A 12,599-nucleotide genomic window follows, 5' to 3' on the forward strand; every position below is an offset into this window, starting at 1 on the left:
ATCGAGTGCGCAGGCCGCAGCGGCGGCAAGCAGTGCTGCCGGCGACAGCGCGACCACGGGTGCGCCGCCGCCCGGTTTCGGCGCGGCGCCGGATTTCGGCGCGTACCATCCGCCGCCGCCGGGTTCGATTCCGCCGAGCCAGCCGGCCTACTTGCGGCGCAGCGACTCCGCGTGGTCGGTATTCGGCCGTGTGCTCGCCGCACGCGCGCGGCAGATTTTCGATCGTGCGGGGCAGCGCATCACGCAGCGCTCGCTGCGCATCGGCGTATCGGCGCGGCTCTTTCACCCGGAAGCCGGGGCGAAGGGGCTGCGCGGCAAGACGCTGCAGTACCTGGAGGAATCGATTGCGCACTGGGTGATGTCGCGCGATGTGCTCGTATTCATGATTCCGACGGTCGGCCACCAGGGGATGCTGCACCCGAGCAACATCCGTCTGCGCGACTATGCGAAGCATCTCGACGGCCTGCTGTTGCAGGGTGGCGCGGATGTGTCGCCGCAGTCATATGCGGAAGCGGCGACGCGCCCCGAATGGCCTGGCGACCGCGTGCGCGATATGTACGAGCTCGAACTGCTGCACGAATTCGTCGAATCGGGCAAACCGGTGCTCGGCGTGTGCCGCGGCTGCCAGCTGATCAACGTCGCGTTCGGCGGCACGCTGTACCAGGATATTGCGACCGATGTGCCGACGGCCGGCGTGCACGTCAACGAGCAATACGATCAGCACCGGCACGCGATTCACTTTCCGGAAGGCTCGACGCTCGCGAACATGTTCCCGGGCCGGCGCGAAGCGATCGTCAATTCGATTCACCATCAGGCGGTCAACGTGCTCGGGCGCGATCTGAATATCGAGGCGGTGTCGGCGGAAGACGGCATCATCGAGGCGGTGCGCTACCGGCGGGCGCCGTTCGTGGTCGGCGTGCAGTGGCACCCGGAGTTTCACCGCGCAGGCGGCGCCGAGCTGCTGGACTGCACGCCGCTGCTCGATACGTTTCTGAGGGTCGCGCGCGAAACGCGTTTCTGATGCAGGTCGCGGGCGTGGTCGGCTGACGGCGGCGCCCGCCTGGCGGTTGTGCGTCGGTCGCCGCCTGCTACTAACGCTTTGTTTTATCTCGATTTAAAGTCCTGTCATACCCTGTCATTTCGCTGTCGATCCGCGCGATAATCCACGGTCGTTCTGGAATCGCATGGAGCATCAGTGAAGAAGTTCCCCTCATCCGTCAGGCGCGTCGCGCTGCTCGCAGCGGCAGGCGCGTTGATTCAGCACGGCGGCCTCGCGCAGGCCGCTGCGGACGCACCAGCGCCGGATGCGACGAACAGGCTGTTGCCGGCCGCCGCACCGGCTGCTTCATCCGCTGCTGAGGTCCGCAATGCACTTCAGGTAGGCATCGACGCGAACGCGGCTAACAACGGTGCGCAGGGCGATGTCGCCGAACTGACGCGGCTGATCCAAAGCGCGTCGCTCAATGAACTGCGCACGACCTACAACGGCGGATATGGCGCATCGCTTTCTCTTTACGCGCGGGATCTGACGTACTACGTCGCGCTTTTCCAGGACAAACAATTCTGGCGCGTGATCAAGTTGCAGGACGAAGCCCGTGCGGAGGAAGTCTATGCAAGCCTCGCGCGGCAGACCGGGCAACTGGCCGATACCGATATTCGCCGGATGAAGTTGCAGGCGCAGACGGCCTATATCGAGCGCGTTATCGCGCTATCCGAAGATCGCGCCAATCGCCTGCAGGCGGATCTCGACGTCGCGCGCAATCAGCAGGCGAAGGTTGCCGAATATCAGCGGGAGGCGCGAGACGAAGCGCTCCGGTTGCGCGGCGAAAAGGAGAAGGCGCAAGCGCAGTTGCGTCAGGTGCAGCAGCAGGTGCAATACCTGCAACAGCAGACCGAGGCCGGACTGCCCGCAGCGCGATAACGCGTGGCAGATTCGTGCTCAAACGCAAACAGCCCGGTCGATGTGTACCGGGCTGTTTGCTGTCGGTGATATCGGCGCGTATGACGATGTGAGGTTGCGCAGCCGATGTACGGGGAATGAAACGGCGGATGAGACTCGCACGAAACCGCGCTATCGGGAGAAAAGCTCCGGCACTTCGGTCACGCGCCGCTGCGTCATGCGGTTCATCCATGACGTGTCGTTTGCGCTTGCCGTTGTGTCCGCGGTGCGCTGCGCACGTTCCGGCGATGCGGCAATGGCGCTGTGCGTGCGGGCGGACAGCGTCACGGATTCGTATTCGCTGACGGTCAGCGGGGTCGGGGTGGACGGCGAGTAGTCGCCCGCCATCGACGGTTTCGCGTCGGCCGCAGCGGCGCGGCTCGCGATTGCTTGAACGGGCAGGGTTGCGTCGTGGGCCATCCGGGTGGACGTGCGGGGGTGGACGCGGCGTGCGGCAGCGGGCGCCATATCGTGCGACGAGGCGATGTGGCGCAGCGTGAAGGCGTTGGATGCATCGACGACGCTCGGTGTCCCTTGACGCGGCGTGTTCGCGAAGACCGGGATTGCAGCGTTAGAAACCGCATGTGCTGCTGGCGTATGCGCGGACGTGTTCGAAGTTTGTTGCGGGACTGGTGCTGGTGCTTGCGCGAGCTGAGCCGATGGGTTCAGGGTCGCGAGCGCGGGTGTTTTTGCTGTGGAAGGCGCGGTGCCGCTGTCAGACGGCAGCGTGGCGGCGGCATGCGCGGCGAGGGCCAGCGCCGCAGAGGTGTTTGTCGACGCGCCGTTCTGCAAAGCGCCGTCCGGCGAATTGCCGTCTGGCGCCTTCTCGACAGATGCTCCGTCGCCGGACTTGCTGCTCGCGCTCGCTGTTGCCGCGGCGCGCGGGGGCTCGATCTGCACAGCCTGCGACGCGCTCGTCGAATTCCTCGTCGCAACCTGATTGGCCGCTGGCTGACGATGCGGATGATCGAGCACGATCCATGCGAGCACCGCTGCGCCGCCGATCGCGACCGCGCTGCCGAGTCGCAGATTCGATGCCCGCTGCGGCGTGTGCGCCGCGGGTCGCGTCATGCGCGTGCTGCCAGCTGACACGCCGGCCGCAACGGCCGCGCTCCCCGCATTTGATGCACCATCCGCAGCGCGAGCGCTAACCAGGTTCGCTGCGCCGGCTACGTTGAGCGGCTCCCATTTGCACATCGAACGGATTGCCTGCGACGACAGACAAAATGTGCGCAACATCGCCGCATACAGCGCTTTCAGTTCGGCACGCAAGCTGACGTTGGGGGGCAGCAGCGCCCATTCATGTCCGAACGATTGTGAAAGCGGGCCCAGCGGACGCAGGGACGGCAGCGCGACTGCGCCTTCGACCACGGTGAAAGGGATAGGTGTCGACATCTCGCGGCAAGCCTCCATCTGGAAAAGACACGTGGCCGTGCCGGGGAAACCGAAAAGCGTTGGCTGCACACGCGTGCCAGCTTCTGAATCGATACGTGTCTCAAAATAGCTGGCGAGAGGCGTGATGATGCCGTGGCAGGCGCGCCTGCACGATCGGACTAGTCCGAAAACGGGTGCTGTGTCGTGAGGATTGCGCAGGACTGCGCAGAACGGGAGGGTGGCGGCCATCGGCGACTGCTCGCGTCGTGGCGCCGATAGGCCGGTAGTGCATGAAGGCGGTCGAGCAACGCGTCCCATGGTGAACGCGGCTGAGGTTCGACGCATGCAAACGCGATTGGCCCGCCGTTCGGCGATCTGCTGTCGGTCGCCGTGGTCCGTTCAGCGCGCAAAGGCGGCGCATCAATCGGTGCCTTTCGATGATCGCCAAGCGCGGGGCGAGCCGCGCGCCCCGTCGGCTGCGTCGCTTACCGCGTTATGCGTCGTTGCGCAGCGCCAGCGCAACTGCTTCGACGACTTCGTCCCACGCGCCGGGCCGCGGCTGCCGCACGAGCCGCGCGCCCGGATACCACGGGCTGCGCGTGTCGCCGGTGAACCAGCGCCAATCCGCCGAGAACGGCAGCATCAGCCACAGCGGCTTGCGCAAGGCGCCCGTCAGATGCGCAATCGACGTATCGACCGACACCACCGCGTCGAGCCGTTCGACAACCGCCGCAGTATCGGCGAAATCGCCGATACGCGCGCCGAAGCAATGAATCGACTTCGCGCGCGGGTGTGCGGCGAGCGCGGCGCGTTCCACGTCGCTGAGCTCCGGCTGCAGCACGATCCAGTCGATGCCGTCGAGCGCGAACAGCGGGTCGAGTGCGGCCAGCGGCAGCGCGCGATTCTCCTGCTTCTGGATGCGGCCCGACCACGCGAGACCGATCTTGCGTTTCGCATGACCGCCGAGCGACCCACGCCATTTGCGGCGATACGCAGGCGTTGCCGCCAGATACGGTGTGCGCGCGGGAATCGTGTCGAAGGTCGTGCCGAGCGCAAGCGGCAGGCTGAGCAGCGGAATCTGCAGATCCGCGCGCGGCCGCGGCGAGCCTTGCGCGATCAGCTGGACACCCCATTGCTGTGCGGCGGGCGCGATGAGCGGCAGCAGTTGCGGTTGCACTTCGAGCACCACGCGTGCGGCGCGCTGTGCCGCGAGCGGCACGAAGCGCACGAACTGCAACGTATCGCCGAAACCCTGTTCCGCATACACGAACAGCGTGCGCGTATCGGCCGGTTCGCCACGCCAGCGCGGCAGCCTCGGGCCGCCCGGTTGCGTTGCCGATTCGAGCCGCCATTCGTACTCCGGCAGACCGCGCTCGAACTGGCCGATTGTCAGATGCGTGACCGCGCGATGCAAATGCGCGAGGCCGAGATCCGGGCGCAGCCGCAGCGCTTCGTCGAACGCGCGCAGCGCGGCCGCGTACGCGCCGAGCGCCTGATGCGCGGTGCCGAGGCCGAGCCACGCGAGCGCGAATTTCGGATCGAGACCGATCGCGCGTTCGAAGCGCGGTAGCGCCTCGGCGTGCCGTCCCGACGCGGCGAGCGCATTGCCGAGCCCGAACAGCGCGGGCGGCAGATGCGGCTGCAGCGCGAGCACCGCGCCGAACGCGGCGGCGGCTTCGGCATAACGGCCGGCCGTGTGCAGCGCATTGCCGAGATTGAAATGCGCGGCGACGAAGCGCGGTTCGGCGGCAAGCGCGAGGCGAAAGTGTTCGATGGCCCGCTCGCTCTGATCGAGCGCGTTCAGCGCCATGCCGAGATTGTTGTGCGCGCCTGCGTGACCGGGCCGCAATTCGAGCGCGTACCGGAACGACTCGATCGCTTCCTCGTGCTGGCCAAGCGCGTGCAACGCATTGCCGAGGTTGTTGTGCGTCGATGCGTCGCCGGGCTGCAGGTCGAGCGAACGGCGAAACGCGTCCGCGGCGTCTTCGTGGCGGCCGGCTGCCGCATACGCATTGCCGAGGTTGTAGTGCGCCATCGGAAACGATGGCGCGAGCGTCAGTGCATTGCGAAAGCGCTCGATCGCATCGTCGAGCTGTCCTAACGCCTTCAGCGCGTTGCCGAGATTGAGCTGCAGCGCGGCATCCTGCGGACGCAGATCGGCGGCGCGCCTGACGAGCACGGCGGCTTCCGCGTGCTGCCCTTGCTGATGGCGCAGCACGCCGAGCAGATGCAGGGCATCGACGTGAACGGGATCGACTTCGAGCGTCGCGCGATAACCGCGTTCGGCGTCGTCGAGGCGGCCGTCACGGTGCGCCGCGAACGCGCGGTCGAAAACTGGATGCATGACGGAGAAGACAGTGGCTGTGCGAGCAAAACGCGCATTTTCCCACACTCGGAAAGTGCGACCGCAATTGACGGCGTGAGGTGTTGCAAGTAACATATGAATACTTGTTCATATGTTGTGTCCGAACCTGATCATTTCCATGTCCACATTGGCGCCTCTTTCCACCGACGAGCGCATCGTGCCGGTCGCCGATCTGTTCCGGCTGCTGGGCGACCCGACGCGGCTGCGCATCGTGCTCGCGTGCGCGAACGAGCCGATGGCGGTGGGCTCGATCGCGGAATCGCTCGGCTTGTCGCAGTCGCTCGTCAGCCATCATTTGCGGCTGTTGCGCGCCGCACGGGTGGTGCGTGCCGAAAGGGCGGGCAAGCAGGTGTTTTATGCAGCCGCGGACCGGCATATCAGCGGCATGCTCGCCGATATGCTGGAGCACGTGGCCGAACCGATGACCGACCTTCCACGGGACGAACAATGAAATACGACCCCAGTTCCCGGCAGCCCGGCGCCGCGCGCCACGGCATCAGCCATCCGGCGGGCGCCGCGCACGCCGATAACGATAACGGCCGATGCGATCACGACCACGCTGCGGCGTCACACGCTCACGCATCGCACGTGCACGCCGGCGAGAAAGCGCACGGTCACGGCGGCCACGCCGACCACGACCACGGCGCGCATCATCATCATCACCATCACGCGCCCGTCGCAGGCCAGGGTCGCGCATTTGCGCTCGCCGTCGCGCTGAACGTGACGATCGTCGTCGTGCAGGCGATCTACGGCGTGCTCGCGCACTCCACCGCGCTGCTGGCCGACGCGGGCCATAACCTGTCCGACGTGCTCGGTCTGCTGCTCGCCTGGGGCGCGATCTGGCTCACGAAGCGCAAGCCGTCCGCGCGCTACACGTTCGGTCTCGGCAGCAGTTCGATTCTCGCGTCGCTCGCGAATGCGGGCCTGCTGCTGTTCGCGTGCGGCGTGATCGTCGCGGAGGCGATCGAGCGTCTGTTCAATCCGGCGCCGGTCGCGGGGTTCGACGTGTTCGTCGTCGCGACGGTCGGGATGATCGTCAACGGTTTTTCCGCGTGGCTTTTCATGCGCGGTCAGAAGGAGGATCTGAACATCCGCGGCGCGTTCCTGCATATGGTCGCCGATGCGGCGATTTCGGCCGCGGTCGCTGTCAGCGGTCTCGTCATTCTCTTTACCGGATGGACATGGCTCGATCCGGTGATGAGCATCGTCGTCGTCGCGGTGATCGTGTACGGCACGTGGGGGCTGCTGCGCGATTCGCTCTGTCTCGCGCTCAATGCGGTGCCGCCCGGCGTCGACCTGCAGCGCATTCGCGATTTCCTCGCCGCGCAGCCGGGTGTCACCGACGTGCACGACCTGCACGTGTGGGCGTTGTCGACCACCGGCAACGCGTTGTCCGCGCACCTCGTGATGCCCGCCGGTCATCCGGGCGATCACACGGTCGATCGCATCGTCGCGGTGCTGCGCGAGGAGTTCCAGGTGCATCACGCGACGCTGCAGGTCGATATGGGCACGACCGAGCATCGCTGCACGCTCGATCACCCGCCGCACGCACAGCATTGACGTACGCGCGCGCATTCATCTCACCGGCGGTGCCTGTCTCACACCGGCCGCCGCGTGTCGTACGCCGGACGGGCAGCGTACACTAGGCGGCATTGAATTCCGGAGGTCTGCATGGCCGCCGCTTTCCTTGACCTGCCACCGGTGCTGATCGTCGGCGCGGGCCCGACCGGGCTTGCCGCGGCGATGAGTCTTGCCCGCGCGCGCATACCCGTGCGGCTAATCGATAAGGCGACGCGACCCGATCCGCATTCGCGCGCGATAGGCATTCAGGCGCGCACGCTCGAACTGCTCGAACAGCATCGGCTGATCGAGCCGTTTCTCGAATGCGGGCACCGCGCGCGCGCCGCGAATCTTTACTCGAACGGACAGCGTCTGGCGCGGCTCGATTTCGATCCGCTGCAAACGCGCTATCCGTATCTGCTGTTTCTCGATCAGGCGGTGACCGAGCGTCTGCTGACCGAGCATCTGGAGACGCTGGGCGTCGAGGTCGAACGCGGCGTCGAGCTCGCGATGTTTTCGCAGGGCTCGGCCGGCATCAATGCGACGCTGCAGCGCTCGAACGGCCACACCGAAACGCTGCATCCGTCATACATGATCGCCGCCGACGGCGCGCATAGCAGTATCCGCCACCGGCTCGGCCTGAGCTTCGCGGGCAAGACCTTCGAGCAGACGTTCCTGCTTGCCGATCTGCACGCCGATACGGACTGGCCCGACGACGAGTTCCATATCTTCGCGTCCGGCGATGGGTTAGCCGCGCTGTTTCCGATGGGCAAGGGCCGCTACCGGCTGATGGCCGACCATCCGGCGCCCGATGCCGCGGACGGCGATGCGTCGCCCGCGGATGCGGCAGATGCGGCACATGCGGCAGGCGACACGACGGCCATGCCGGCGCTGCGCGACGCGCATGAGTCTGCGCAGGAGCGGCCGTCCGCTTTGCCGCCGGCATCGTCCATCGGTCCATCGTCGCCGGCAACGGACAACCCGTATGCGGTGCCGGCCTCGGCGGCCGTATCGGCAGTTCAGCCAAGCCGGTCAGCCCCGCCGGCCCCGCCGACGCTCGACGCGTGCCGCACGCTCGCTGCGGCGCGCATCCATCATCCGCTTGCGCTGACCGACCTCAAGTGGTCCGGCTACTTTCACCTGAATAGCCGGATGGTCGAGCAATTGCGGGTCGGCCGCGTGTTTCTCGCCGGCGACTCGGCGCACGTGCATAGCCCCGCGGGCGCGCAAGGGATGAATACCGGCATTCAGGAGGCGCTCAACCTCGGCTGGAAAATTGCGCGTGTGCTGAGCGGCGGCGCCCCGGACCGGCTGCTCGATACCTACTATCTCGAGCGCCATCCGATCGAGCGGGAGGTGCTGCGGCAGTCGAGCTTTATCACGCATATGGCGGAGGCCGACCATGGTCCGCTGAAGCTGCTGCGCGACCGCGTGATGCCGGTGCTCGCTTCGCTCGGTCCGTTGCGCGATGCGGCGCGGCTGCAGGTCAGCGAGCTCGCGATCCAGTACCGGCGCAGTCCGCTGACGCTCGAGCGCGTGCTCGACGGCGGTCCGCGCGCCGGCGAACGGGCGCCCGATGCGCTCGTGCATGTGATCGACGGTCCGCTCGGCCGCGCGCCGGGTATGGGCTGTGTCTTCGACCTGCACGATCCGGCCTTTTTCTCGCTGTTCGTGCTTGTCGCCCCGGAAGCGCTCGACGATGCACCGCACGACAAGCGCGAATCCGTGCTGCGCCGCAAGCCGGTGAGCGTCGCGGACCTCGAGCGTTTCGCGGCGGATGTCGATGCGCTGCTGCCAGGCGCGGTGCGGATCTGGCGCGTGACGGATGCAATGGGCGACGGCGGGCCGTCGCTGACCGACGCATACGGGCGCACACGGCCGTCGTTCTACCTGGTGCGGCCGACGGCTACGTCTGCGCACGCGGCCGCGTGTCATCCGATTTGCACGGCCTGCTGCGCCATTGCGACGCATGGTTCGCGCGCGGCGGCGCCGCGCCGCAGCCGACGCCGCCGGAAGGACTGAGCGGATTGCGGACGGTCTTCGTTGACGATTGACCGCAAAGCAAAAGGCCGCCCGATGAACAGGGCGGCCTTCCGGTCAAATGCGGCGTCAAGCTGAAGCGGATAAAACGCGGCGACGGCGAGGCGGCAGTGCGATCACGCTGTGGCCGGCGCGGCCGGCATCAGCTTTTCGCGATTGCGGGTCACCGCTTCGCGCGTGAACGCGGTCATTTCTTCCGCGCGGCCTTCGTCCATCGCGACAATCAACTGGCGCCGCATGCGCGGCTCCCAGAAGCGGCGAATGTGATCGGCGACGCCGTCCAGCGCTTCTGCATGATCCGGCATCGACTCGAAGAAATCGCCGATCCGGTTCGCCATATCAATCAGGTTGGCTTCGTCCATCGTTCCCTCACTTGCCCGACGTTGCAGCCAGTTCGCGCTTTCTCAGCAGATCGAGCTGCTCGGTATTGAAGCGCGAGTAGTCCTTCTGCCATTGCGACGGCTGTTCGACCGGCATCACCTGCACCGCGGTCACCTTGTATTCCGGGCAGTTGGTTGCCCAGTCGGAGCTGTCGGTGGTAATCACGTTCGCGCCCGATTCGGGGAAGTGGAACGTCGTGTACACGACGCCCGGCTGCATCCGTTCGGTGACCTTCGCGCGCAGCACGGTCTGTCCCGAGCGCGACTCGATACCGACCCAGTCCTCGTTGCGGATGCCGCGTTCCTCCGCATCGTGCGGATGGATCTCGAGCCGGTCCTCGTCGTGCCAGCGCGAGTTCTCGGTGCGGCGCGTCTGCGCACCGACGTTGTACTGCGACAGGATGCGGCCCGTCGTCAGGATCAGCGGGTACTTCTGCGTGACCTTTTCCGGCGACGCGACGAACTTCGTGATCACGAACTTGCCCTTGCCGCGCACGAATTCATCGATGTGCATGGTCGGCGTACCGTTGGGCGCGGCTTCGTTGCACGGCCACTGGATGCTGCCCTGCTGGTCGATCTTCGCGAACGACACGCCGTGGAAGGTCGGCGTGAGGCGCGCGATCTCGTCCATGATTTCGGACGGATGGGTGTAGTCCATCTCGTAGCCGAGCGCGCGGGCGAGCAGGATCGTCACTTCCCAGTCCGAGTAGCCGGCGAGCGGCGGCATCACCTTGCGCACGCGCGAGATGCGGCGCTCCGCGTTGGTGAACGTGCCGTCCTTCTCGAGGAAGGTCGAACCTGGCAGCAGCACGTGCGCATACTTCGCGGTTTCGTTCAGGAAGATGTCCTGCACGACGATGCATTCCATCGACGACAGCGCCGCGCCGACATGCTGCGTGTTCGGGTCGGACTGGACGATGTCTTCGCCCTGGCAGTAAAGACCCTTGAACGTGCCGTGCAGCGCCGCATCGAACATGTTCGGAATGCGCAGGCCCGGCTCCGGTTGCAGTTCGACCTTCCACGCATCTTCGAAGAGCGCGCGGGTAATCGGATCGCTGATATGGCGGTAGCCCGGCAGCTCATGCGGGAACGAGCCCATGTCGCACGAACCCTGCACGTTGTTCTGGCCGCGCAGCGGATTCACGCCGACGCCTTCGCGGCCGATGTTGCCGGTCGCCATCGCGAGGTTCGCGATGCCGATCACCGTCGTCGAGCCTTGTGCGTGCTCGGTCACACCGAGGCCGTAGTAGATCGCCGCGTTGCCGCCGGTCGCATAGAGGCGCGCGGCTTCGCGGACCTTGTCGGCGGGCACGCCGGTGACGTCGGCGGTTGCTTCCGGCGAGTTCTCCGGCAGCGAGACGAAATCGCGCCATTGCTGGAACGCGCGCGTTTCGCAGCGCTCGGCGATGAACTGTTCTTGCAACAGCCCTTCAGTGACGATCACGTGCGCAAGCGCATTGACGATCGCGACGTTCGTGCCCGGACGCAGTTGCAGGTGATACGACGCCTTCACGTGCGCGGTATCGACGATATCGATGCGGCGCGGGTCGACCACGATCAGCTTCGCGCCTTCGCGAATGCGGCGCTTCAGGCGCGAGCCGAACACCGGGTGGCCGTCGGTCGGATTCGCGCCGATCACGACGATCACATCCGCCTTTTCCACCGACGCGAACGTCTGCGTGCCGGCCGATTCGCCGAGCGTCGTCTTCAGGCCGTAGCCGGTCGGCGAGTGGCACACGCGCGCGCAGGTGTCGACGTTGTTGTTGCCGAACGCGGCACGCACGAGCTTCTGCACCAGATACGTTTCTTCGTTCGTGCAGCGCGACGACGTGATGCCGCCGATCGAGTCGCGGCCGTACTTGTCCTGCAGCTTGCGGAACTGCGACGCCGCGTAATTGAGCGCCTCGTCCCAGCTCACTTCGCGCCACGGGTCGGTGATCTTCTCGCGGATCATCGGCTTCGTGATGCGGTCCTTGTGCGTGGCGTAGCCCCATGCAAAGCGGCCCTTCACGCATGCGTGGCCGTCGTTGGCTGCGCCGTTCTTGTTCGGCACCATGCGCACGACCGTGTTGCCCTTCATCTCGGCCTTGAACGAGCAGCCGACGCCGCAGTACGCACAGGTCGTGACCACCGAGTGCTCGGCCTGGCCGAGCATCACGACGCTCTTTTCCTGCAGCGTCGCGGTCGGGCACGCGGCGACGCACGCGCCGCACGACACGCATTCGGAATCCATAAACGGCTGGTTTTCGCTCGCGGCGACGCGCGATTCGAAGCCGCGCCCGGCGATGGTCAGCGCGAAGGTGCCTTGCGTCTCTTCACAGGCGCGCACGCAACGGTTGCAGACGATGCACTTCGACGGGTCGTACGTGAAGTATGGGTTCGACTCGTCTTTTTTGTCTTTCAGGTGGTTGTCGCCGTCGAAGCCGTAGCGCACTTCGCGCAGGCCGGTGACGCCCGCCATGTCCTGCAGCTCGCAGTCGCCGTTGGCGGGGCAGGTCAGGCAATCGAGCGGGTGATCGGAGATGTACAGCTCCATCACGTTGCGGCGCAGCGACTGCAGGCGATCGGTCTGCGTGCGCACCTTCATGCCGGCTTCGACCGGCGTCGTGCACGATGCCGGATAGCCGCGCCGGCCTTCGATTTCGACGAGACACAGACGGCACGAGCCGAACGGCTCGAGCGAGTCGGTCGCGCACAGCTTCGGCACGTTGATGCCGGCTTCGATCGACGCGCGCATCACCGACGTGCCGGCCGGCACCGTCACCTGCTGGCCGTCGATTTCGAGCGTGACGTCGACGTCCGCATGACGCAGCGGCGTGCCGTAGTCGGTGTCGTCGAGCGGCGAGCGGGTCGCGCGTTGCAGCGCCTGCGATTTACAACTGCAATTGCCGGAGCCGCAGCCGCCAGCGGAAGGGTTGAGCACGTCGGACATGGTTGGGCT

General features: G+C 66.3%; 9 protein-coding genes. 5 read left to right on the top strand and 4 right to left on the bottom strand.

The features are described from left to right. On the top strand, positions 1-1,021 hold a 1,021-nt coding region (locus HV675_RS20995), incomplete at its 5' end, for a gamma-glutamyl-gamma-aminobutyrate hydrolase family protein (protein ID WP_175113021.1). A 174-nt stretch (positions 1,022-1,195) separates the two neighbouring features. Next, on the top strand, positions 1,196-1,921 hold the full coding sequence (locus HV675_RS21000) for a DUF2968 domain-containing protein (RefSeq protein WP_175113022.1): 726 nt from the start codon (positions 1,196-1,198) through the stop codon (positions 1,919-1,921). A gap of 150 nt (positions 1,922-2,071) precedes the next feature. Here the strand turns inward: HV675_RS21000 and HV675_RS21005 are convergent, their stop codons facing one another. Next, the gene (locus tag HV675_RS21005) at positions 2,072-3,334 is read right to left on the bottom strand and encodes a hypothetical protein (protein WP_175113023.1); all 1,263 of its coding nucleotides are present in this window, start codon (positions 3,332-3,334) and stop codon (positions 2,072-2,074) included. Positions 3,335-3,806: 472 nt separating this feature from the next. Further along, positions 3,807-5,657, bottom strand: a complete 1,851-nt coding sequence (locus HV675_RS21010; RefSeq protein WP_175113024.1) for a tetratricopeptide repeat protein — start codon at positions 5,655-5,657, stop codon at positions 3,807-3,809. A gap of 139 nt (positions 5,658-5,796) precedes the next feature. Here HV675_RS21010 and HV675_RS21015 point away from each other — a divergent pair, with 139 nt between their 5' ends. From HV675_RS21015 to HV675_RS32980, 3 genes are all read left to right on the top strand, one after another. Continuing rightward, on the top strand, positions 5,797-6,129 hold the full coding sequence (locus HV675_RS21015; RefSeq protein WP_175113025.1) for an ArsR/SmtB family transcription factor: 333 nt from the start codon (positions 5,797-5,799) through the stop codon (positions 6,127-6,129). Next, positions 6,126-7,238, top strand: a complete 1,113-nt coding sequence (locus HV675_RS21020) for a cation diffusion facilitator family transporter (protein WP_175113026.1) — start codon at positions 6,126-6,128, stop codon at positions 7,236-7,238. Before HV675_RS21015 ends, HV675_RS21020 begins: the two co-directional genes overlap by 4 nt. 111 nt (positions 7,239-7,349) lie before the next feature. Beyond that, on the top strand, positions 7,350-9,260 hold the full coding sequence (locus tag HV675_RS32980; protein ID WP_417629471.1) for an FAD-dependent monooxygenase: 1,911 nt from the start codon (positions 7,350-7,352) through the stop codon (positions 9,258-9,260). Positions 9,261-9,394: 134 nt separating this feature from the next. On the opposite strand, the gene HV675_RS21035 is transcribed toward HV675_RS32980, so the two are convergent. Together HV675_RS21035 and fdhF are read right to left on the bottom strand one after the other, a co-directional pair. Continuing rightward, positions 9,395-9,640 carry a formate dehydrogenase subunit delta gene (locus HV675_RS21035; RefSeq protein ID WP_175113027.1) on the bottom strand — a complete coding sequence of 82 codons (246 nt, stop codon included), beginning with the start codon at positions 9,638-9,640 and terminating at the stop codon, positions 9,395-9,397. A gap of 7 nt (positions 9,641-9,647) precedes the next feature. Further along, the gene (gene fdhF / locus HV675_RS21040; protein WP_175113028.1) at positions 9,648-12,590 is read right to left on the bottom strand and encodes a formate dehydrogenase subunit alpha; all 2,943 of its coding nucleotides are present in this window, start codon (positions 12,588-12,590) and stop codon (positions 9,648-9,650) included. Positions 12,591-12,599 lie beyond the last annotated feature (9 nt).

The sequence above is a fragment of the Paraburkholderia solisilvae genome (assembly GCF_902859875.1).
In the GTDB taxonomy this organism is placed as follows: domain Bacteria; phylum Pseudomonadota; class Gammaproteobacteria; order Burkholderiales; family Burkholderiaceae; genus Paraburkholderia; species Paraburkholderia solisilvae.